The sequence below is a fragment of the uncultured Tateyamaria sp. genome, assembly GCF_947503045.1.
Classification (GTDB): domain Bacteria; phylum Pseudomonadota; class Alphaproteobacteria; order Rhodobacterales; family Rhodobacteraceae; genus Tateyamaria.
The window spans coordinates 1,052,057-1,073,683 of sequence record NZ_CANNCF010000001.1 but is presented as its reverse complement, the minus strand read 5'-3'; the positions used below and the strand labels follow the sequence as shown (position 1 = coordinate 1,073,683).

The window sequence follows — 21,627 nt, the reverse complement described above, 5'->3', positions numbered from 1 at the left end:
GACACACCAAAGAGGTTTTTCATGTTTCACCTGCCCTTCCCCGTCCGCGACGTTAATGCTTCCAACGGGGATGAACCGCTGGGCGACCTGCCTGAATGGAACCTTGATGACCTCTACACCGGCGAAGACGCTCCGGAGCTGAAACGCGACCTCGACTGGCTGGAATCGGCCTGCGCCAGCTTCGCCGCCGATTACGAGGGGAAACTGGCTGATCTGGATGCCGCAGGTTTACTGGACTGCATCCGGCGCCAGGAACGGATCAACCAGATTGCCGGGCGGATCATGTCCTTTGCCGGCCTGCGCTATTACCAGCTGACCACGGATGCAGACCGGGCGAAATTCATGTCCGACGTGCAGGAAAGCGTGACCAATTACACCACGCCGCTGGTCTTCTTCACACTCGAACTGAACCGGCTTGAGGACGATCACCTGAGCGGGCTGCTGACACAAAACGCGGACCTTGCCCGCTACAAGCCGATCTTTGATCGCATCCGCGCGATGAAACCTTATCAGCTGTCTGACGAGATGGAGAAGTTCCTGCACGACCTCGGTGTGGTGGGCGATGCGTGGGAGCGGTTGTTTGACGAAACCATTGCCGGGCTCGAATTCAATATCGACGGCGACGCGCTCAACATCGAAGGCACGCTGAACTTTCTAACCGATCCCGATCGCAAGAAGCGTGAAACCGCGGCGCGCGAGTTGGCCGAGGTGTTTTCCAGCAATATCAAAACCTTTGCCCGCGTTCACAACACGCAAGCCAAGGAAAAAGAGATCATGGACCGCTGGCGCGGCATGCCGACGGCGCAGACCGGGCGGCATCTGTCCAACCAGGTCGAACCCGAAGTGGTCGAGGCACTGCGCAACGCCGTTGTCGCCGCCTATCCGAAACTCAGCCACCGGTATTACGAGCTCAAGCGCAAATGGCTGGGTCTGGATGTCATGCAGGTCTGGGACCGCAACGCGCCGCTGCCGATGGAAGACCCGCGTATTGTCGGCTGGGACGAGGCGGAAAAGACGGTGATGGACGCCTACACCGCATTTGACCCGCGCATGGGCGAATTGGCCCAGCCGTTTTTCAAAAAAGGCTGGATCGACGCGGGCGTCAAACCGGGCAAAGCGCCGGGTGCCTTTGCGCATCCCACGGTGACGGATGTGCACCCCTACGTGATGCTCAACTACTTGGGCAAACCGCGCGATGTGATGACGCTGGCGCATGAATTGGGCCACGGCGTGCATCAGGTGCTTGCCGCGGGTCAGGGCGAGATGCTGTCCTCGACCCCCCTTACATTGGCCGAAACGGCATCGGTCTTTGGCGAAATGCTCACCTTCCGCAAGATGCTGGACGGCGCCAAGGATGACGCTCAGCGCAAGGTGATGCTGGCGGGTAAAGTCGAGGATATGATCAACACGGTGGTGCGCCAGATCGCGTTTTACGACTTTGAATGCAAATTACACGAGGCCCGTCGCGGCGGAGAACTGACGCCGGACGATATCAACGCGCTGTGGATGTCGGTGCAGGCCGAATCCCTTGGGCCTGCCTTTGAATTCATGGACGGTTACGAGACATTCTGGGCCTATATTCCCCATTTCGTACACTCGCCCTTTTACGTCTATGCCTACGCATTTGGCGACGGGCTCGTGAACGCGCTTTACTCGGTTTACGCCGAGGGCACGCAGGGTTTTGAGGAGAAATACTTCGATATGCTCAAGGCGGGTGGATCCAAGCACCACAAGGAATTGCTGGCGCCCTTTGGCCTTGATGCGTCTGATCCGAAATTCTGGGATAAGGGGCTGAGCATGATTTCGGGCTTTATCGACGAATTGGAAGCGATGGAGAGCTGAACCGCGCTGAAATGACGTCCATCATCGACCGCCTGCGGTCATGGCAAGGCGCCACGGTGACGTGTCAGAGCATTCCGGACAAGGCGTCATTGGCGCGGCCCGTGCTTTGATCAATATCCTCGGACAGCTGTTTCACTTCTTGCGAAATCACCTTGAACCCGGCGCCCGATTCCTGCGGGCGCGAGGCCAGCACGGCCGTGTTGATCGCAATCATGCGGATCGCCGTTGAAAAGCGTTTGATGTCGGACAGCGTGACCTTGAGGGTCGATTTCAGGGACGCGTTTTCGTTCATCGCGTCTGATTTTCGGTCGTCCAGATCCGCCCAGAGATCCCAAATGATCTGGGTCATCTTGTCCCGCACGATCGGCCAGTTCTTATCAAAAAAGCCGCGCGCTTCGTCAAAGCTGGGCACCTTGCCGGACATCAGCGACCTTTCCATGTTCTTGACGGTCGCCACAACGTCGCGCAGCTGTCCGGACCTTTCGGTATCGCTTTGAACAATGGACCTGATCCATTCGACATTCTCGCATTGCTCGGAACTCGGGGGGTCCGAGCTGAACAGCATGTCCATGTTCTTTTGAAATTGGGCAAACAGCGTGCGAAATTCCTGCACGAGGTCGGCGCGCTGTGCGTCGGTATCAGCCGCCGCAAGCGACATAAGGCGCAGGGCCATTTGAATGGTCAGCCCGCGCAGCGTCGCAACCTCGTCGATCAGAACCCGCAATTTGTGCTGTTCTACGTCGCCTGACTTTGTTTCGGGTTCGTAATAGGTCGGTGTCGTCTGAACAGATTGTGCGCCCTGCAGCATGTCAACTTCCTCTAAAGGGTCGCCCCTGCATAACAAGGCATTGGTTGATAGCGCGTTAAGCCGCACGCGGCTCAGCGCACGTATCCCCCGTTCATTGCATCCCAGCACGAAAAAAGGCGACCCCGCGCTGGAGTCGCCCTTGTCATTTCAAACGCTGGTGACGGTTCAGGCCGTCTTTCGACGCCGTGCCATCAGACCAAAGACGCCCAGACCGCCCAGCAGAAGGCCAAGGCCAGCAGGCAGCGGCACGGCAGGCACGACATTGACGTTGATCCCCGTGCTGGCAATGCTCACGCCGTTCGAAAAGGCCTCAAGCTCGATCCGGTAGCTGCCCGCATTGCGCGCATCAAAAAACGCCAGCGGCGAGCCGGGATTGTTGAAGAATTCGTAGTTCCACGAATTCTGGGCCAGCGAACTTGTCGCGATCAGGTTGGCATAATCCGCCCCATCTACGGCCTCGACCCCTGCCCCCGCACCGGTCACAGACGTGCCAAAGGAATGATCCGCAAAGGGCACGTTGATCGGATCAAAAACAAGGAAATCAGTGCCCGCGCCTGCATCCCCGTCAATGCGCAACTCATAGGTCAGCGCGTTGACCGACGTGACATTCTCCAGCGGAAGTCCGGGAAACTGGCTGTCGGACCCAATACTCCACTCAAAGTTCCATGTCGCCGTGCCCGTGCTGCCGGGGGCAAATCCGAAACCGGACGGAGGCAAGCCAGCGGTAAACGTGTAGGTGTCGACACCGTCGTAGTTGAATTCGTTCTGCGGCTGGTTGTTCTCGTCAAAGCGAAGTTTGGCCCGCAAACCCAGCTCAGCGACGGGCAGATCATTCCCCAGAACGACAGGGTCGCCATAGATGCCCGTGTCAATCGTGAACCCGCCATTGGCATTGCCAGACCCGAAGATCGCATTGCTGGTGACCGACGCCGCCGAGGCGCTCATCGCCGTAAAGGCCAGCACAGTCGCAGCCGCACCCGCCGTGGCGAGCCAGGTTGAATTGAATTGTGTCACGTAAATTCCCTTTCCCCATTAATACCCCCGGGGCGCGTTTCCCTTACGCCCTGACCAAAGTTAGGTCGCATTTTGGAAAGGGAATGTCCAATCGACCTGAAATTGCAGGTATCGATCTGCAATATCATCCCTTAATTCGCTGTTTGCGGGAATAGCAGTGAGGGCGCCCGCGAAGTCGTCCGGGCATCTGCGCGGAAATTCGGGAAGGTGATGGGCGACGCCGCCCACCACATGTCACATCAAGTCGTTCTTGTTACCGCTTTTGGGCGGCCTTGCCGGAACAGGGCTGCATAAAGCCGCAAAAGGCGTCCGGCGCGGGATAGGTCGACGGGGGCATTGTCACGTTCCCCATCGCCTGAACGGGGCCATAGCTGGCGACGGCAATCAGAAAGGCAAGGGCAAGTTCACGCATGGGTCATCTCCTGTGGTTGGATCGATACCCAAGAGATGCCCATGGAAGTGGCGCACCGCGCGCCGCATTCGAAAATCAGTGCAGGTTTGCAACGATCGGCGCGGAATTTTCAGAATCGGCAAAGGTGCCCGACATCGCGGCGCGCCGGTATTCGGTCGGGCTTTGGCCCACTTCGGCGCGGAAGGCCCGGTTGAAAGGACCAACCGAGGCAAAGCCGACATCATAGGCGATTTCAAGCACGGTGGTGTTCATCCGCGCCGGGTCCTGCAGCGTCGTGCGTGCGGCATCAATGCGCGCCCGGTTGATGAAGCTGGAAAAGTTCCGGTGGCCGAGGCCCTGATTGATCGCCCGACGCAGACGGTGTTCGGGCACGGCAAGCGAATTGGCCAATGCCCCGATTGTCAGCCCCTCTTCGCGCCAGATCCCACCGGCCATCGCCGCATTGATCCGCGCAATCAGGGCTGCATCCAGCGCATCCTCGGGCGAAGGACGCGCCGTATCGGCCACTGGTTCCTGCTCTCCCGGCCAGCGGTCGGCATCGGGGCGTAACAGCCAGATCGCAAAGGCCAGTGTGACGGCAAAGACCCCGATGGCCTGAAACAGTGCGAGCACGACTGTGCCTTCCTCAAGGGCTCCAACCGCTTGTGCCCCGGTCAAAAACAGCGCAAGCCCCGCAATTGCAGAGGCAAAGCCCGGCCGCGCCCGGCATCGGCATTCCACCAGATCATCCCGCGCCGACCAAAGCGCAAGCAGGAACAGCGCCCCATACAGCCCCACGCCCATCGTCAGGCAATAGGGCGTCGTTTCGGGAAACATCGTGTGTGCATAAAGCGCGCCGGACGTTGCCAGACCTGCCGCAATCCACGGCCACCGCCACCATGGCGGATCAAGGAATATGCTCACGATCAGCCATGTGATCGCCGCGGGCGTCAGAACGGAAAGAAAGGTGATGTTGGACAGAACAAGCGGCGGCAGATCCAGCGGGATGGCCGCGGTCGTGATCAGAAAGGCGGCCTTGGATATGGCAAGGGCCGTCACGGCGACCCGGCCTTCCAGCCCGATGGGTGCGCGCCACAGCAGAAACGCCAGCAAGAGCAACAGCGTGATGCCACCGCCGCGCAGTGCAAGGTCAAGGTAGATCATGGACTCACCCCTTCGACAGCCCGAATTGCTGACCCGATCTTAAACGATTGAGCGGCAGGACGCGCGCCAATTTCTGAAAAAGACGCGCCGATTCCGAAAATCGGCGACTTGGAGCCGCGCACTCCGCGTCACTTGAGCTGTGAATCCTTGCTCCCACGCCGATTGATCCCACCGCGCCGCTGATATTCCGCATCTCGTTCGGCCACGCAGTCCACGCACAGTTTGACCCCAGGCAGGGCCTTACGACGGGCCTCGGGAATCGGCTCTTCGCATTCGGCGCAATGGGTCAGGCTCTCGCCCACTGGCGCGCGCCGCGCTTTCATGCGCGCCAGCTCGTCCGAGATCGAGGCTTCGATCTGTTCTGACACCGCGCCGTCCTTGGCCCATCCTCCTGCCATGATCCCACATGCCTCCTGCCGGTCAAACGTGCCGCACCGGGCACATCAGCCAGAATTGACCTTTGCAAAGATCGCGTCAATCATTGCCTGCGTGCTGCGCGCATCCTCAAGGGTCCAGGGATAAGCAGCTCCGTCGCGCACATGTGCGCCAAAGGCTTCGACCTGCAGCACGTAGTGGTTCACGCCCGGATAGCGGGTTTCGGTCATCACGGGGGGGTGCGCCATATTGTCCTGCAACTCGACCCGCGCAGTGCTGGACACGCCCGCATTGAACGGGGCCGTCAGCTTGATCACGCCTTTCGAGCCGACAAAAGTCATCTGTTGAAACGGGTGCATCCGCATCGAGTTGACCCAATGCGCCGAAAAGGACGGGAACCGGGCCGAGACGCGGGCCAGCACGTCCACACCGTTCTCGAAATCCACATCCGCGTGGGTGATGGTGTCGGGTTCTTCCCCGCTCAGCCAGCGGGTGGCACCGTAGGTATAGACGCCGATGTCTGGAATGCCGCCACCGCCGGTGTCAGGCTTGTTGCGTACATTGCCGGGGTCAGAACCGTTGTCATAGCAAAACAGCCCCTCGACATGGATGAGGTCGCCAATGGACCCCTCCTGATAGAGCGCGCGGGCATGCTGCCACTGGGGGTGGTGCACGATCATGTAGGCTTCAGTTGCGAAACAGCCCGAGGCATTGCGGGCCGCGATCAGCTCCTCATATTGGTCCGCCGCCATCGCCATCGGTTTTTCGCACAGCACGTGCTTGCCTGCGGCAAGCGCCTTGAGCGACCATTCCAGATGCAGGTGGTTGGGCAGCGGGATATAGACCGCGTCCACGCCCGGATCGGCGAGCAGCGCGTCATAGCTGTCATGGACAAACAGGTCCGGGCAGAACGCCTTGAACCCATCGGCCTTGGCCGGGCTCGAGGTCGCCAGCGCCACCAGTTTCGCGCCCTTTGCGGCATGAATGGCCGGAGCCATGTGTTGGCGGGCAAAATTCGCCGCCCCAAGAATACCCCATCTCACCGGTTCGCCCATATCACTCTCCTCGCGCTTGTTAGCGCCACCATAGCGGCCAGACAGGTCAGTTCAACCCGCAGCGCGCCATCACCCGGTCCGCCAGATCACCGTCCACGCTGCTCAGACACTGATCGGCAAAATACCACCAGATGAACTTGTCATAGGCGCGTTTGCGCGGGCGTCGACCCAGGATCGCAGCCAGGTCGGCACCCGAGCGCGCCACATCCGCGATGTGATGAAAATCGGACTGGCCACACAACACAACGGGCGTGCGATGCAGGTAGGCTTCGATTCCAACGGCCGAGTTGATGGTCACCACCCGTGCAGCCGCCGCGATCAGATCGTGGATGTTGCCGTCGCTGACGCGCAGATGCGGAAAGCGAGCAAGGCGTTCCCGCAGCCCGGCTTGCGTCGCCGGATCGCGGTCGCGGGGGTGCGGTTTGACGACAATGGGGCCGTCAAGAGCTGCACAAACCCCATCCAACATTTCCCACCGGTCGAGATAGCAGGTCTCCCCCACCACCCGGTGCCCTTCCGATTGCAGGAACACGGCCGCTGCAACCGGGCCCAGATCGCTCACCGCGTCGGGCTGGGCATAGCGCGACGTGCGCTTGCCCACCATCCGCTTGCGCAAACGACGAAAAAACGGACGGGCAATGTCCGGGTCAATACTGTTCTGCTCAAAAGGCATATCCGCGATCGAGGAAAAGGCGCGGATGCCCTTGGGATCAAAATTCCAGAACGGGTAGATATAGGCGACATCCGCATTGCGCACGCGCGGATGGGCAAAGCGGCCATGATGAACCACGTGAACGGCCTCATCACGCATCAACCGGTCCGGCAGGGCGTCCCGGTCCAGCACCTCGACGGCGTAAGACACATCCCGCGCCTCCAGCCCCTCAATCAGGCGCAGATAGAACGGCGCCAACCCCTCGCCCCTGAAACTCAGCCAACTGCGCGGCACGTGAAACACCATCTGCGTCATGGACAGGACGCTACCTGCAAGAGGGGCAAATCAAAACCCGGCCCGGATCACACGCGCAAGTCTCATCTATTCTGTTATCCCCCCAGTGGGCCGATTTACCAAAACGCGGCCCGGCGGATATGAAGCGGATTACCAAGCTTGCCTCAATGTTCCAGAAAAGGATCCGACGAAGGATGATGGAGATGCGCTGCGATTCCAATATTTATGGTTTAGCAGCAATCTGTTGAGCCGGACGAAGCGAGCATTCGACCATCACCTCGGAATGTCCGCTCTTAAGTGTTAGAAATCAATCAATAGTATTTGCACGATGCTCTAGGACGCTGCGCAACCCACAAGCCAGACATCTCTTTGATCATTGGGACTGCAATTTCCCGACACGAGCCTGGCGATCCTAGAAACACGCTCCTCAAGCGACTGATCGTCTTCGAGCAGTCGGTACTGACCTGGTGCAATGAGAACAGCGAGGAGGCGATGAAACTCGTAATCTGTCAGATTTACCGGAGGCCTGCCGTAGAGGTTATCACTTGCATGGAAAAACCCGGTCATCCAGCCGTCAGGACCGCGCCCCATTTCGACGGTATCAAGCCAAAGCGTCAGTATCTGATCCTTGTCGAGGCGGCTTTCCAGGCCCAAAGCAAAACCGGTTTGGCGTATCTTTCCGATACCAGGTTGAAAATCATCGAACCCCAGGCGTTTGGAAAGCGATTGAGAGATCGTTGTCAGCCCGGCACCTGGTGTCGAAAGGTCGAGACCCCAATGCTCGAGATATCCGGGGTCTTGCACCAGGATAAGTTGCCGGAGACGTTCGGCACCTAACCTCGCTGGCCCACGACCACCCGCGATCAGTGCTCTTGCCCGCTCGGCGTATTCGTCCGACTGACGTACCGCGTCCCGGTAACCCATCACGCCATATCCAAAACCAGCGGCGACGCAGAGAACGACCAAGAACGCAAAATATTTCGCAAAGCGCTTCATTCTCACACTATCTCGCCCCGAGCACTGTTCTGCGAAACATATCAGTGGTCGCGCATCGCTCCAACCTGCCACGAAATTTTCGAAGCGGCCAATTGCAGTGCATGCTGCGTCAAGAATTTTGGGCTCGGAGCCGCCTTTCATGGCGCCATCACCTCGAAGCACCTGGAACGGAACAAACCGAAGGCGCGGACACACTTGCCGCGCATTCGTCAACGCGCGCCTGACGCATATCATTTCTCAACGAAAAAAGGCCCCGCGCAACCGGCGGGGCCTTTCCAAAACCGTAGCATAAGAAGGTCAGGCTGTCGCCATCAACCCCTTGGCCCTCGCGATCTCGCGCATCTTTTTCTGCAGTTTTTCAAATGCACGGACCTCGATCTGGCGGATACGTTCGCGGCTGACGCCGTATTGCTCGGACAGGTCCTCCAGCGTGATCACCTGTTCGGCGAGACGGCGCTGGGTCAGGATGTCCTTTTCGCGGTCATTGAGCACATCCAGTGCCTCGGCCAGCATCTCGCGGCGCACTTCCAACTCGTCGCGCGCCTCGTAGTCGCCCGCCTGATCGGCACTTTCGTCCTCAAGCCAGTCCTGCCATTGCATGGTCCCTTCGCCTTCGGAGCCGACGGTCGCGTTCAGCGACGCATCCCCGCCCGACAGACGGCGGTTCATGCTGATGACTTCGGCTTCGGTCACGCCCAGATCGGTCGCAATCCGTTGTACGTTTTCGGGCCGCATATCGCCCTCTTCCAACGCGCCAATCTTGTTCTTGGCCTTGCGCAGGTTGAAGAACAGCTTTTTCTGAGCCGATGTTGTGCCAAGCTTCACAAGGCTCCACGAGCGCAGGATATATTCCTGGATCGAGGCGCGGATCCACCACATCGCATAGGTCGCCAGACGAAACCCTTTTTCGGGATCAAAGCGTTTGACCGCCTGCATCAGGCCCACATTGGCCTCGGAAATCACCTCGGCCTGTGGCAGGCCATAGCCGCGATAGCCCATGGCGATCTTGGCAGCGAGGCGCAGGTGGCTTGTGACCATGCGGTGGGCGGACTCAGTGTCCTGTTCCTCGACCCAGCGCTTGGCCAGCATGTATTCCTCTTCGGGCTCCAGCAGCGGAAACTTGCGGATTTCCTGCATGTACCGGTTCAACCCACCTTCTGGCGTGGGAGCGGGCAGATTTGCGTAATTGGCCATGTGGTCCCTCCTGAATGCCCCATCCTTTTCGGGGATGTTTATGGGCTTAACATCTATATGGGTCCGCGCCCGCGCCCCGACAAGGGCAAAAGCGCTTGTTCGTAATCTGACATATGCGAAGGGCGGACGGCAGGGCCACGACTGTGCCCTCACGCGCATGTGCTGTTCGTTGCAAAAACGGGGTCAAATTCGGGATTTCTGTTCTGTACCGACCGGTTTCGAACTCGAATTGTTACAGAATGGGGTCCGCACGTTCAGCCAAGCACATCCAGCAGGGCCTGAAAATCCTCTGGCAAGGGCGCTTCAAAGCGCATGGCCTCACCCGACACCGGATGCACGAAACCCAACACCGCCGCGTGCAGCGCCTGACGGCCAAATCCCGCAATGGCCTCCGCCGCCGCCTCACTCAGCGCGCCACGCGCCAGCTTGCGCCGCCCGCCATAGACAGGATCACCCACAAGGCCGTGGCCCGCATGGGCCATATGCACGCGGATCTGGTGGGTACGCCCGGTTTCCAGCCAGCATTCGACCTGCGCCAACACCTCGGGCGTGCCATAGCGGGCCACAAGGCGCGCACGCGTCACCGCGTGCCGCCCGCCCTGAAACAGCACCGCCTGCCGCTGTCGGTCAGTCTTGTGGCGGGCCAGTTGCGTGGTGAGCTTGAGCACATTGCCCGGCTCGAAACTCGCCCCCTTGATGCCGCGCAGGCGTGGATCATTGGCGTCCGGCACACCATAAACCAGCGCGCGATAGTACCGCTCGACCGTGTGGGCGGCGAATTGAGCGGCCAGCCCGTGATGGGCGGCGTCGGACTTGGCAACAACCAGCAACCCGCTGGTGTCCTTGTCGATGCGATGCACGATGCCCGGGCGTTTCATGCCCCCCACCCCGGACAGATCGTCGCCGCAATGGTGCATCAGCGCATTGACCAGCGTGCCAGAGGGCGAGCCGGGGGCCGGGTGGACCACCATGCCCGCAGGTTTGTTGACCACAATCAGATCACCGTCCTCGTAAACGACGTCCAGCGGGATGGGCTCGGGCAGGATGTGGCTCTCCTGAGCCTCCTGCATCTCGACGCGGATCACGGCCCCGGCGGCCACACGGGCCTTGGGGTCGGTCGCCACGGCGCCATCGACTGTCACCACCCCTTCGGCCATCAGCTTGGCCAGCCGGGTGCGCGACAGGGCCGCGCCCTCTGGCACGTCGCGCGCAATCGCCTTATCAAGACGTGCGGGCGGATCATCCGCAATGACAAAGGACAGGCGGTTGGACGACATCGAGATCCCTATTGAACCGGCAAATCTGCGGTTCCTGCGGCGATTGGTGACGGTGCTGACCGTCATCATGATTGGCGGCGTTGTAACGGTGGTCTCGCTGCTTGTCATCCGCCTGAATGAAGCACCGGCATCCCTGACCCTGCCTGACCGGGTGACGCTGCCCGACGGGGCGACCGCGACGGCCTTTACCGTGGGCTCAGACTGGTTCGGCGTGGTGACCGAAGACGACGAGATTCTGATCTATGATCAGGTGACAGGGACACTGCGCCAGACAATCGTGCTGGAGTAAACGGGCCGGCGGGTGGGCGAATTTGCGACAGCAAAGAGTGCACCGGGCGACACGAAAAAAACACGGGCTTTATGGATCATCTGTGTGGGGCCGCGCGTTTGCCTTGCAAACACTCTTAACCCCACAACCACTCTTTTTCGCTTTGAGAAAAAGGAGTGGTACCACCTCCTGGTCTCGAACCAGGGACCTCTTGATCCACAATCAAGCGCTCTAACCTACTGAGCTAAGGCGGCACTGACGCTCAAATACCCCTCGCAAAGCCCGATTGCAAGACCGTCAAAAGCGATAAATCCACGTCTGCTCCACCAGATCCTGCCCAAAGGAATGGACCGGATGCGACTCGGTCAGGCTCCAGCCCGTACGGACGTAAAGGGCACAGGCTGCACGATGGCTTTCGTGAGTCCAAAGCTGCATACCGGCATATCCGGCCTCGCGGGCAAACCCCATGCAACGCTCCAGCAACAGGCGGCCCACTCCCTTCCCACGCGCCTCGGGGACAAGCAGAAACAGGCGCAGCTTGGCCGTGCTCTCATCATGGCGCACACAAAAGATCGACCCCAGACGGTCCGCGCCGTCCATCGCAATCCAGCCCGCCTCACAGGCCTCATCATGATCCGCAACAAACCCGTCAAGGATCGAACGCACCAAGGGGCCGAACGTCTCGTCAAACCCCTCGGACTGCGCATAAAGGGTCGCGTGACGCTCGACCAGCCAGTCGACATCACGCGGTTCGAACGGGCGCAGGGTCACATCACTCATGCCCCGCACCCTGCCTTTGCTCATCTTGCCTTTCAAGCCCACACGGGCTAGCAGACACCGCACGTCAACCCGGAGGCGAGTATGGGTATCAACAGCGAACGCGACATCGAAGCCAACATGCAGATCGGCCCGACAGATCAGGGCATGGTGCGCATCTACGTTGAATCCAAGGGCGTCGAGATTCCGATGGACTTTGACCCGGACGAGGCCAACGAAATCGCTGATGAAATCCGCGCCGCCGCCAAGGCAGCCGCCGCGATCTCTCGCTAGACCTCACTCTTTCCCAGATTTCAGGCGACACCGCGCCTGCACCGCTCACAACCCCGTAAGGCGGGCTGTTTCTGCACGCGCATTGCGCTACACTTCCGCCCAACGCACATACCAAGGAAAGACAAGATGCATCGCCCCGACCCATCCCGCCGGTCCCTTCTGATCGGTGCCACCGCCTTTACCGCCAGCCTTGCCGCCCCTGCCCTGATCCGGCCCGCCCGTGCGGCAACGGCGCTTGAACCCACACAAACCATGCGCGGGGGCAGCAACAACTACCGCCCCAACGCACCGTTGGTCGACAAGCTCGGCAGCGGCTTTTTCGTCTATGGCAGCGTACGCGCGGCGACGGATGGTGCCCCGCTCAGCGGTGTGCGCATCCAGATCTGGGCCGCCACCACGCTGGGCGGAGAGCGCGAGCCGCGCAACCACGGCAGCGTGCTGACGCAAGCGGACGGCAGCTACCGCCTCGAAATGGAGCAGATCGTTCCGAACTTTGGCCAGCCCCACGCGCATCTGGCCTATGACGATCCGGACTTTAAAACCGTGTTCCTGCGCCCGGTCATGCCCAGCGCCTCCGACACCAGCGTGGCCGCCGATTTCGTCCTTGCCCCGGCCTGATCCAGACGCACAGCGCAATGGCTAGAGTTGCGATCTGGGGCGGGCTGGCCCTTTTGGTGCTTGTTCCGCTTGCAATCGCCGCAAGCAGCCCACTGCAAGCCAGCCGTAACGCGGCCTATGTGGTGGCGAGCCTTGCCGGAGTCGCGGCCCTTGGCCTCTTGACCCTGCAACCGTTGCTGGCGCGCGGGCGTATGCCCGATATCGCGCCGCCACAGCAGCGCAAGTGGCACCAACGGCTGGGCGCCAGCCTGCTGATCCTTGTGGGCCTGCACGTCGGTGGCCTGTACCTGACCAGTCCGCCGGATGCGCTAGATGCGCTGCTGCTGGTCTCGCCCACTCCGTTTTCGGTCTACGGGGTGGTGGGGATGTGGGCCATTCTGGCCACCGCACTGCTGGCCGCCACATGGCGCCGCCTGCGCCTGCCACCGCGCGTATGGCGGGCCGTGCATACATGTCTTGCGATCCTGATTGTTGCCGCAACCATCATCCATGCCGTGCAGATCGAAGGCACGATGGGCTGGTATTCGAAACTGGCGCTTTGTGCGACTGCCGCCGTCAGTCTGGCCTGGGTCTTGTGGAGGCGATACGGTCAAGGGCGCTAGCCCGTTACCAGCCCAGCCCCGCGCCCGGATCGCGCAAGCTGTGCAACCGACGCGCCGCATGGGTGGCGAATTTCTGCACCATGACCTTGCGCCGGGCGGCGGCCAGCTTGTCCTCGGGGGCCATGCGGATGATTTCGGCGTCATAGGCATCGGCAATGATCAACCCGCTGTCCTCGGGCAGCAGATCAACTGGGAAATCTCCGTCCACGGCCCAGAAAAACCGGTCACACCACTCAAGATACCCCTCCCACTTGGAATCGCTCATGAAATCGGCGCGGCTGGATTTGCACTCGATCACCCAGATCTCGCCCTTGGGGCCAAGGGCCATCACATCAACGCGCAAACCGCGCGCAGGCACCAGCTCCTCGACGCTCACCCAGCCAAGGCTCGCCAGATGACGCGCCACGCCGCGCGCCAGCAACTGGCCGGGCATGAGGTCGGGCGCCAAAGGGGCGGGATCGAGGACATTTTGCATGTTCACAAATATGAACAAAACCTGAACAAAAGCAAGCGCACATCGCGGGGCCTTGGCGTAAGACCCTTGTGCGCCTACCTTATCCCCAACCAACCGGGGGAGCGACATGACCAACGACACCCGCCTGACCGAGGCGCAAGCCCGCGGCGTGCGCTATGCGCGCGAGCTTGAGGGGCATCTGGGATGGCTCGATACGTTTTCGGGCACTGCCCTTGGGGTGCTGGCCACGGCGTCGGGCATCTATACCTATCTCGGGGTGTCCTCGCTGCTTGATGAAAACGGCGCCATGTCGGTCTTTGCGGCCATCGCCTATTCGGTGGCTGTGTCGGTGGGGATTTTTGTCTTCTGGTCCTACATGATGCGCCTCTTTCCCGCCGTGCGTTCGGCACGTGCGCGGATCGGGTTGATGGTGGCCATGGGCGCAGGCTCGCTTGCCATTGTGGCGATGTCGTCATGGCTAAACGCGGCTGCCCTCGCCGGATCGGCGGCCGTCGAACAGCATCTGGCCAAGACCGTGCAGGACTATCAGGTCAGTCTTGAGCGCGCCCACGAGGTCGCCCTGACCGCGCAATCGCTGGAACGGGATGTGGCGCGCGTGCGCCAGTCGTTCGAGGATCTGAGCGAGCAAGAGGCGGCAGGCTCGCTGTCGGGCCTCGCAGGCCGGGGTGCCGTTTTCCGCGTGTTGCGACAAAAGGCGGCGGAGCTTTCGGGGCTTGAAGGGCAGATCAGCGCGCAAACTCCGCTGGTCGAGGCGTCCTTTACCGAAGGCAACGCGATCCTGTCGCGCATGCGCGCCCTCACCGTCGAACCCGGCCCGGTCGAGGCGCGTAGCGTCGAATTTTCCGAACAGGCCGTGCGCCTCGCTGGCCTGATCACTCAATTGCGCCAGTTGTCCGTGGCCCCTCTGGTCGAACGGGCCGCACAAGACCTCGCCGCGTCCGTGGTGCTGCCCGAACTTGACGGCTCCACCACCGAAGGGCGCGCCGATCAGGCGGCGACCATCTCTTCCGTGCTCGAAGTGCTCGCCCAACGCGCCACCACGCTCGAACGCGCCGCCCAAGCCGTGCAGGCGATGCAGCCGGTCACGGACGTGACCTATACACCCATTTCCTCAGCGGATGCCGTGATCCTATATGCGCGCAATTTCGTGCCGTCCTGGGCCGGGGCCATCGCCATCGATCTGTTGCCAGCCGTGCTGGTCTTCATCCTCGCCATCACCCAATCCGCGATCCGCGGCGGGCGCGAAGGCACCGCCATCGAAGACACGCTGACCCTCGCCGAATTGCGCGCTGCCATGGCGGCCATGCGCGAGGTCGAGGACACGATGCACGAGCGCGATATGCCCGCGCCGCGACCAGTGCCGCACCGGGCCGCCGAATGAACGACACGCAAGACACCCTACCCAAACAGCGCAGCCCCGTGGCGCGGGTGCTCATGGGCATCCTGATCTTTCAACTCGGCCTTGGCGGTCTGCTGGTGATCGGCGACATGCAAGGGCTGCGCCTGCCAAGCTTCGGTCCCGACGCCCCGCGCCTGACCGAACCCGTGCGCCCCGGCGACCAGCGGCGCACCTTCCGCCCCGACCGCGACCGCCCCGTGGTGCAGCCCGCGCGCGATCCCGGCGAATTGCCCGACCGTCTGGTGCTGAGTGTGTCAGATGGGACAACTTACCGGCTCGAAGGCGGCATTCGTGCCGGCGACGCCGAGCGCCTGATCGGGCTGCTTGAAGCGGCCGACCCCGCCCCCGAGACACTGATCCTGCAAAGCCCTGGCGGCTCGGTCGGTGACGCGCTGACACTGGGACGGCATATCCGCGCCCAAGGGATCGACACCCAGATGCTGGCGGGCGAATTCTGCTATTCGGCCTGCCCGTATCTGCTGGCCGCTGGCACCAAACGGGACATCTCTAACGACGCTTCGGTGGGCGTCCATCAGCACTATTTCGGCGAAAACACATTCTTGCCCGCCGCCTTCGCGGTCGAGGACATCCAGCGCGGTCAGGGCGAGGTCATGACCTATCTCGACGAGATGGGAATCGACCCGCTGGTAATGCAGCATGCGCTGTCGACACCGCCGGATGAAATCTATGTGCTTTTGCCAGACGAGTTAGAAAAATACAATTTCCTGACTGAAAATCAATAATCTAAGCTTCCAAATTAATGCAGCACATAAAGTGCAATTTCACGCCTTGACATAATACCATTTGGTACTCCATCGTAGTGAAACCAAACGGTATCACAAGAATGGACCCCATCGTGAAACATCTTGCCCTCGCCCTGATCGCCGCAGCCACACCTGCGCTTGCAGACCCCGATATCACCGTCGCGCCGCCCCAGTCCCTTGCTTGGGAAACCACCCCGGAAGGGGTCGCCTTTGCCGCCCTCTCCGGGGACCGATGGAGCGAGGCCTACTTTGCCATGGTGCGCCTGCCCGGCGGCACCATCAGCCCGCCCCATGTGAAATCTGCAGACATGTTCGGCGTGATGGTCGAAGGGCAAATGACTCACGCCACGCTCGGTCAGAAAGACCCGACAATCATCGGGCCGGGCAGCTACTACCATGTGCCAGCCCACCTGCCTCACATCTCGTCCTGCGTGTCGGACACGCCCTGCGTCACGATGCTCTATCAGGACGGCGCCTTTGACTTTGTCCCGGTGCAGCCATGAGCGATCCGGCCCAAAACGCCTTTCGCGCGCTGGCAGACCCGACGCGGCGCGACATCCTGCGCCTGCTCAGCCACGAGGACATGACAATTGCGCAGGTCTCAGACCGCTTCGACATGACCCGCGCCGCTGTCAAAAAGCACCTCACAGTGCTCAGCGATGGCGGCCTCATCCAGGTCGAACCACGCGGCCGCGAACGTATCAATCGCCTCAACCCCATCGGCCTCGCGCCGGTCCTGTCCTGGTTCGAAATCTTCGATCACTTCTGGGACGACCGCCTCGCTGCCCTCAAAACCGCCATTGAAAAGGACATCCAATGACCGACACGAAGCTGCGCAAAACCATCTACCTCAAGGCACCACGGGCCATGGTCTGGGACTACCTGACCCAGCCCGAACATCTGGCAAAATGGTTCCACGCGCCGAAATCCGCGCTGGCACAGGGCGAAAAGCTGGAAATGTTCGGCACCACCAGTGGCGATCTGCTGATCCGGGGTGAGGTGATCGCCGCACGCGCACCCGACTACCTGGAATACACGTTCACGGTCGGCCCAATGGGCGACGCGACCAGCACAGTCAAATGGAACCTGCGCGATGTGCCGGGCGGGACGGAACTGTCGCTCGAACATGAGGGCCTGCCACAAGGGGCCGAAGCGTTTGGCCTGACCCTCGCGCTCGACAAGGGCTGGGACGACCACTTCATGCAGATGCGCGCTGCCCTGCACGGTGGTGACGACTGATGGACTACAGCGCCACCATCACAACCACTGCGCCGCTGGATCGGGCGGCGCACGCCATCACACACGATCTGGAACAGTGGTGGTCGACACGGATCGAACGCACAGACACAGGCTTTACCACCCGTTTCAACAACAGCCACGCCACGTTCCATTTTGATCCCGAAAGATCGGACACGGCCTTCAGCTGGACCTGCACGGATGCGCATATGATCATGGACGGCGTCGATGACCGCGCCGAATGGGTCGGGACAACGCTGCTCTGGCAGATCACAGGCACAGATACGGGGAGCCAAATCCAACTGACCCATCGCGGCCTCGTCCCCACCCTGCCCTGTTTCGACATCTGCATGCGGGGCTGGCAGCACTTCTTTGAAACCAGCCTGCGCGACCACCTCAACGGCGCACAAGGCGCGCCCAACACCACATAGCGCAACACCCGCCAGAGCCCCCTTCTCTGATTTCAAAAAATCCCCCCCGGAGGGCCCGTCACCCAAGGACGCAACAGCGCTATTGCCGCGCAGCACCCGACACCCTATCTACCTCATTGACGGGTTCTGCCCATCTCGTGACAGGTTGCATTCCGGTGGCCTTAAGCAATTCCGAGGGAGCTGGCTCTGTGCGGATCCTGGTCCGTTTACCTGGCACCCACCTGTATATACAGGTCCTCGGGAATGAGAGAACCAAACGGCTGTGGTGGTTCCCGTCGCTTTCCCCTCAGAACAGGCCTGCGGGTCGGCGGGCGGGCGCCTTTGGCCCGCAGGGTCAAACAGTCCCGCCGGGCGGGCGCGTCACCATGCGCCGCACCATGTCCCAATACTGATCCTGCACGGCCCCAAGGCTCAGCCGCCCACCGGCGCGAAACCACGTGGTGACGCCGGTCAGCATCGCAATCACGGCCAACGTGGTGATCTTGGTGTCAGCCACGACAAACACATCCTGCGCTGCTCCCGCGGCGAGAATATCCTCCAGCGCCGTTTCATACCGCCGCCGCAACGCTTCGATCCGGGCAAAGTTCTCCGGCTCCAGACTGCGCAGCTCCATGTAGGCGATGAACACCGCATCGGGGCGTTCGTGGTGAAAGGCGATGTGAAACCGCACAAACTCCTCAAGCCGGTCCATGACGGAGGCATCGGCAGGGGCAGGCAGCGCCTCCAGCAACTCCTCCATATGGGTGCGCATCAGATCAAAAAGCAGCGTCTGTTTGTCCGGCGTGTAGTTGTACAACGCCCCCGCCTGCACACCGACCTCGCGGGCAATCTGGCGCATCGACACGGCGGCAAAGCCGTCACGCGCAAACAGTTTCAGCGCCGCTGCGCGCACGCGCGGGCCGGTGATGTCGGAATGGGAACCTGTGGTGCGGGCCATGGGCCTTGGTTTAACTGAACGCTTGTTCAAAACCAAGCGGCGCTTGCGCGGGCCCGGTGCATGGTGCATCACTTTCCCCGACACTTCGGCCCCAAGCGGAGACCTGCCAGGTGATGCGCAGCGCGATCCTAACCCTCTGTCTGGCCCTTGCGGCCTGCACGCAGTTTCCCGACCTTGACGGCACGGTCCCACCAAATCTGGAAAACGCGGACTTTCCCGACTTTGTGCCCTCTGCCCAGTTGGGCGCGGGGGGCGCCACCCGCACGGACCCCGAAGAAACCACAACAGCGCTTGATGCACGTATCGCCGCCCTGCGCGCGCGCGCGGCCGCCTTGCAACGGCGCGAAATCGTGGGTGCAGACGATCAGACCCGGCTCGACACAGTGCGCAACTGACAAGGTGCGCGCAGCAATTGCACCCCTGCACGGAACCCGCTACATCGCCAGCGACAGCCCGTGAAACGGCCCCGGATACAAACAAAGGACACCGACATGAACGCACCCCTGCGCCTCGGCATTGCCGGATTGGGAACGGTCGGTATCGGCGTGGTCAAGATCGTGCGCCAGCACCGTGCTCTGCTTGCCGCCCGCACCGGGCGCGACATCTCGATCACTGCGGTCAGTGCGCGCGATGCAAACAAGGATCGCGGCGTCTCACTCTCGGCCTATGCCTGGGAAGACGATCCCGTCGCCCTGGCCACCCGCGATGATGTGGATGTCTATGTCGAGTTGATGGGCGGCACCGATGGCCCGGCCAAGGCCTCGGTCGAAGCGGCCATCGCCGCAGGCAAGGACGTGGTCACCGCCAACAAGGCAATGCTCGCCATCCACGGTCAGGCGCTGGCCGAAGCGGCGGAGGCCGCAGGCGTCTCCCTGCGCTACGAAGCCGCCGTGGCCGGGGGTATCCCGGTGATCAAGGCCCTGACCGAAGGGCTCGCGGGCAACGATATCAAGCGGATCGTGGGTGTGATGAACGGGTCGTGCAATTACATCCTGACCCGCATGGAAAGCGCAGGCCTCTCCTACGCCGAGGTCTTTGCCGAGGCCGACGCGCTGGGATACCTCGAAGCCGATCCACAACTGGACGTGGGCGGCATCGATGCGGCCCACAAACTGGCCATCCTGTCCTCGATTGCCTTTGGCACGCGGGTGGACTTCGACGGGATCGAGCTGGAAGGCATCGAGCGGGTCAGCATCGACGACATCCGCCATGCCGACGACATGGGCTTCAAGATCAAGCTGCTGGGCGTGGCCCAGCGCACGGGGCGTGGGCTGGAACAGCGCATGATGCCCTGCCTTGTGCCCGCGACCTCGCCCATGGGCCAGTTGCAGGGTGGCACCAACATGGTCGCCATCGAGGGTGACGCCGTCGAACAGATCGTGCTGCGCGGCCCCGGCGCGGGCGAAGGCCCGACCGCCAGTGCCGTGATGGGCGATGTCAGCGATATCGCGCGCGGGGTGCGCCTGCCCGTCTTTGGCCAGCCTGCCGCCACTCTGGACACAGCCGAGCGCGCCAGTGCCGTTCTGCCTGCCCCTTATTATTTGCGCATGGCGCTGGTCGACAAACCCGGCGCGCTGGCCAAGATCGCCACCCTATTGGGGGATGCGGGGGTCAGTATCGACCGGATGCGCCAATACGAACATTCGGATGCCTCGGCCCCGGTGCTGATCGTGACCCATAAAACCACCCGCGCGGATCTCGATGTCGCCATCAGCGCGATGAAAACCACCGATGTCGTGCTGTCGGACCCTGTCGTGCTGCGGATTGAATCCGTCTGAGCCGATTTACCAAAAAGGACTTTGCCCATGACCACCACTTCGATTTTTCAGGACCGCATGCTGTCACTGGGCCTTGCCCGCGTGTCCGAAGCCGCCGCACTCGCCTCGGCCCGGCTGGTCGGGCACGGCGATGAAAAGGCCGCCGATCAGGCCGCCGTCAACGCGATGCGCGAACAACTGAACCTGCTGGATATCGCGGGCGTTGTGGTCATCGGTGAGGGTGAGCGGGACGAAGCGCCCATGCTCTTCATCGGCGAAGAGGTGGGCACCGGCAACGGCCCCGGCGTGGACATCGCACTCGATCCGCTCGAAGGGACCACGCTGACGGCCAAGGACATGCCCAACGCCCTGACCGTGATCGCCATGGGGCCACGGGGCTCGATGCTGCACGCGCCCGACGTCTACATGGACAAGCTCGCCATCGGCCCCGGCTTTGCCGCCGACACCGTGACGCTGGACATGGACCCCGCCGAACGGGTCGCAGCACTGGCCGCGGCCAAGGGCTGCGAAGCCGCTGACATCACCGTCTGCATCCTCGAACGCCCCCGCCACGAGACGATGATCGCCGCCGTGCGCGCCACGGGCGCCTCGATCCGCCTGATCACCGATGGCGATGTGGCCGGGGTCATGCACTGCGCCGATCCCTCCACCGGCATCGACATGTATATGGGCGAAGGGGGCGCACCCGAAGGGGTATTGGCCGCCGCCGCCCTCAAATGCATGGGCGGGCAGATCTATGGTCGTCTCATGTTCCGCAATGACGACGAGAAAGGGCGCGCCGCCAAGGCTGGCATCACCGACCTCAACCGCGTCTACGGGCGCGACGACATGGTGACCCAAGACGTGATCTTTGCCGCAACCGGCGTGACCGAGGGTTCGCTCTTGTCCGCAGTGCACCGCGAACCCGGCTGGCTGACCTGCGAGACGTTGCTGATGCGCTCGAAAACCGGCTCGGTGCGGCGCATCAACTACCGCACACCTGTGCACACAGTCTGAACGCACCCACG

The 21,627-nt window shown here is 61.8% G+C and carries 27 protein-coding genes and 1 tRNA gene; 14 read left to right on the top strand and 14 right to left on the bottom strand.

The window, feature by feature from the left end; all coding sequences use genetic code 11:
- Positions 1-21 precede the first annotated feature (21 nt).
- A complete protein-coding gene (locus tag Q1A89_RS05500; RefSeq protein ID WP_299724716.1) occupies positions 22-1,842 on the top strand; it encodes a M3 family oligoendopeptidase in 1,821 nt (606 codons plus the stop codon).
- 64 nt (positions 1,843-1,906) lie between these two features.
- Here Q1A89_RS05500 and Q1A89_RS05495 read toward each other — a convergent pair whose 3' ends face one another.
- From Q1A89_RS05495 to Q1A89_RS05450, 10 genes are all read right to left on the bottom strand, one after another.
- Positions 1,907-2,650, bottom strand: a complete 744-nt coding sequence (locus Q1A89_RS05495; RefSeq protein WP_299724714.1) for a hypothetical protein — start codon at positions 2,648-2,650, stop codon at positions 1,907-1,909.
- A 165-nt stretch (positions 2,651-2,815) separates the two neighbouring features.
- Positions 2,816-3,664, bottom strand: coding sequence for a VPLPA-CTERM sorting domain-containing protein (locus Q1A89_RS05490; RefSeq protein WP_299724712.1), 849 nt, complete (start codon positions 3,662-3,664; stop codon positions 2,816-2,818).
- Positions 3,665-3,917: 253 nt separating this feature from the next.
- The gene (locus tag Q1A89_RS05485) at positions 3,918-4,076 is read right to left on the bottom strand and encodes a hypothetical protein (protein ID WP_299724710.1); all 159 of its coding nucleotides are present in this window, start codon (positions 4,074-4,076) and stop codon (positions 3,918-3,920) included.
- A 75-nt stretch (positions 4,077-4,151) separates the two neighbouring features.
- Positions 4,152-5,219 (bottom strand): AraC family transcriptional regulator, encoded by a 1,068-nt coding sequence (locus Q1A89_RS05480; protein WP_299724708.1) that lies wholly within the window; start codon positions 5,217-5,219, stop codon positions 4,152-4,154.
- A gap of 128 nt (positions 5,220-5,347) precedes the next feature.
- Complete coding sequence (locus Q1A89_RS05475) at positions 5,348-5,617, bottom strand: DksA/TraR family C4-type zinc finger protein (RefSeq protein WP_299724706.1); 270 nt, start codon at positions 5,615-5,617, stop codon at positions 5,348-5,350.
- 45 nt (positions 5,618-5,662) lie between these two features.
- A complete protein-coding gene (locus tag Q1A89_RS05470) occupies positions 5,663-6,649 on the bottom strand; it encodes a Gfo/Idh/MocA family oxidoreductase (RefSeq protein ID WP_299724704.1) in 987 nt (328 codons plus the stop codon).
- Between the two features lie 46 nt (positions 6,650-6,695).
- Positions 6,696-7,616 (bottom strand): hypothetical protein, encoded by a 921-nt coding sequence (locus Q1A89_RS05465; RefSeq protein ID WP_299724702.1) that lies wholly within the window; start codon positions 7,614-7,616, stop codon positions 6,696-6,698.
- 312 nt (positions 7,617-7,928) lie between these two features.
- Positions 7,929-8,732: a transglycosylase domain-containing protein gene (locus tag Q1A89_RS05460; protein ID WP_299724701.1), complete on the bottom strand. Its 804-nt coding sequence runs from the start codon at positions 8,730-8,732 to the stop codon at positions 7,929-7,931.
- 156 nt (positions 8,733-8,888) lie between these two features.
- Positions 8,889-9,785: an RNA polymerase sigma factor RpoH gene (gene rpoH, locus Q1A89_RS05455; RefSeq protein ID WP_299724699.1), complete on the bottom strand. Its 897-nt coding sequence runs from the start codon at positions 9,783-9,785 to the stop codon at positions 8,889-8,891.
- 254 nt (positions 9,786-10,039) lie between these two features.
- The gene (locus Q1A89_RS05450) at positions 10,040-11,062 is read right to left on the bottom strand and encodes an RluA family pseudouridine synthase (protein WP_299724697.1); all 1,023 of its coding nucleotides are present in this window, start codon (positions 11,060-11,062) and stop codon (positions 10,040-10,042) included.
- On the opposite strand from Q1A89_RS05450, the gene Q1A89_RS05445 reads away from it, so the two are divergent.
- Complete coding sequence (locus Q1A89_RS05445; RefSeq protein ID WP_299724695.1) at positions 11,034-11,351, top strand: DUF6476 family protein; 318 nt, start codon at positions 11,034-11,036, stop codon at positions 11,349-11,351. The two genes, Q1A89_RS05450 and Q1A89_RS05445, sit on opposite strands and share 29 nt — an antisense overlap.
- 156 nt (positions 11,352-11,507) lie before the next feature.
- On the opposite strand, the gene Q1A89_RS05440 is transcribed toward Q1A89_RS05445, so the two are convergent.
- Positions 11,508-11,584, bottom strand: a tRNA-His gene (locus tag Q1A89_RS05440).
- Between the two features lie 43 nt (positions 11,585-11,627).
- Positions 11,628-12,134 (bottom strand): GNAT family N-acetyltransferase, encoded by a 507-nt coding sequence (locus Q1A89_RS05435; RefSeq protein WP_299724693.1) that lies wholly within the window; start codon positions 12,132-12,134, stop codon positions 11,628-11,630.
- A gap of 57 nt (positions 12,135-12,191) precedes the next feature.
- Here Q1A89_RS05435 and Q1A89_RS05430 point away from each other — a divergent pair, with 57 nt between their 5' ends.
- The 3 genes from Q1A89_RS05430 to Q1A89_RS05420 all read left to right on the top strand — a co-directional run bounded on the left by Q1A89_RS05430 (position 12,192) and on the right by Q1A89_RS05420 (position 13,600).
- Positions 12,192-12,380, top strand: coding sequence for a DUF6324 family protein (locus tag Q1A89_RS05430; RefSeq protein ID WP_299724691.1), 189 nt, complete (start codon positions 12,192-12,194; stop codon positions 12,378-12,380).
- Between the two features lie 126 nt (positions 12,381-12,506).
- A complete protein-coding gene (locus Q1A89_RS05425) occupies positions 12,507-12,998 on the top strand; it encodes a twin-arginine translocation pathway signal (RefSeq protein ID WP_299724689.1) in 492 nt (163 codons plus the stop codon).
- A gap of 17 nt (positions 12,999-13,015) precedes the next feature.
- Complete coding sequence (locus Q1A89_RS05420) at positions 13,016-13,600, top strand: ferric reductase-like transmembrane domain-containing protein (protein ID WP_299724687.1); 585 nt, start codon at positions 13,016-13,018, stop codon at positions 13,598-13,600.
- Between the two features lie 4 nt (positions 13,601-13,604).
- Here Q1A89_RS05420 and Q1A89_RS05415 read toward each other — a convergent pair whose 3' ends face one another.
- On the bottom strand, positions 13,605-14,075 hold the full coding sequence (locus Q1A89_RS05415; protein ID WP_299724685.1) for an MmcB family DNA repair protein: 471 nt from the start codon (positions 14,073-14,075) through the stop codon (positions 13,605-13,607).
- 106 nt (positions 14,076-14,181) lie between these two features.
- Between Q1A89_RS05415 and Q1A89_RS05410 the strand changes: the two genes are divergently transcribed.
- From Q1A89_RS05410 to Q1A89_RS05385, 6 genes are all read left to right on the top strand, one after another.
- On the top strand, positions 14,182-15,456 hold the full coding sequence (locus Q1A89_RS05410; protein WP_299724683.1) for a hypothetical protein: 1,275 nt from the start codon (positions 14,182-14,184) through the stop codon (positions 15,454-15,456).
- A complete protein-coding gene (locus Q1A89_RS05405) occupies positions 15,453-16,217 on the top strand; it encodes a hypothetical protein (RefSeq protein WP_299724681.1) in 765 nt (254 codons plus the stop codon). The genes Q1A89_RS05410 and Q1A89_RS05405 overlap by 4 nt, the downstream gene beginning before the upstream one ends.
- Positions 16,218-16,330: 113 nt before the next feature.
- A complete protein-coding gene (locus tag Q1A89_RS05400; RefSeq protein ID WP_299724679.1) occupies positions 16,331-16,741 on the top strand; it encodes a cupin domain-containing protein in 411 nt (136 codons plus the stop codon).
- Positions 16,738-17,058, top strand: coding sequence for a metalloregulator ArsR/SmtB family transcription factor (locus tag Q1A89_RS05395; protein WP_299724677.1), 321 nt, complete (start codon positions 16,738-16,740; stop codon positions 17,056-17,058). Before Q1A89_RS05400 ends, Q1A89_RS05395 begins: the two co-directional genes overlap by 4 nt.
- Positions 17,055-17,477: an SRPBCC domain-containing protein gene (locus tag Q1A89_RS05390; protein WP_299724675.1), complete on the top strand. Its 423-nt coding sequence runs from the start codon at positions 17,055-17,057 to the stop codon at positions 17,475-17,477. Before Q1A89_RS05395 ends, Q1A89_RS05390 begins: the two co-directional genes overlap by 4 nt.
- Positions 17,477-17,905, top strand: a complete 429-nt coding sequence (locus tag Q1A89_RS05385) for a hypothetical protein (RefSeq protein ID WP_299724673.1) — start codon at positions 17,477-17,479, stop codon at positions 17,903-17,905. Before Q1A89_RS05390 ends, Q1A89_RS05385 begins: the two co-directional genes overlap by 1 nt.
- A gap of 334 nt (positions 17,906-18,239) precedes the next feature.
- Here the strand turns inward: Q1A89_RS05385 and Q1A89_RS05380 are convergent, their stop codons facing one another.
- On the bottom strand, positions 18,240-18,842 hold the full coding sequence (locus tag Q1A89_RS05380) for a TetR/AcrR family transcriptional regulator (protein WP_299724671.1): 603 nt from the start codon (positions 18,840-18,842) through the stop codon (positions 18,240-18,242).
- A 113-nt stretch (positions 18,843-18,955) separates the two neighbouring features.
- On the opposite strand from Q1A89_RS05380, the gene Q1A89_RS05375 reads away from it, so the two are divergent.
- The 3 genes from Q1A89_RS05375 (at position 18,956) to glpX (ending at position 21,616) form a co-directional block, all read left to right on the top strand.
- Positions 18,956-19,237 carry a hypothetical protein gene (locus Q1A89_RS05375; RefSeq protein ID WP_299724669.1) on the top strand — a complete coding sequence of 94 codons (282 nt, stop codon included), beginning with the start codon at positions 18,956-18,958 and terminating at the stop codon, positions 19,235-19,237.
- Between the two features lie 96 nt (positions 19,238-19,333).
- Positions 19,334-20,620, top strand: a complete 1,287-nt coding sequence (locus Q1A89_RS05370; protein WP_299724667.1) for a homoserine dehydrogenase — start codon at positions 19,334-19,336, stop codon at positions 20,618-20,620.
- 27 nt (positions 20,621-20,647) lie between these two features.
- Positions 20,648-21,616, top strand: a complete 969-nt coding sequence (glpX, locus tag Q1A89_RS05365) for a class II fructose-bisphosphatase (protein WP_299724665.1) — start codon at positions 20,648-20,650, stop codon at positions 21,614-21,616.
- Positions 21,617-21,627 lie beyond the last annotated feature (11 nt).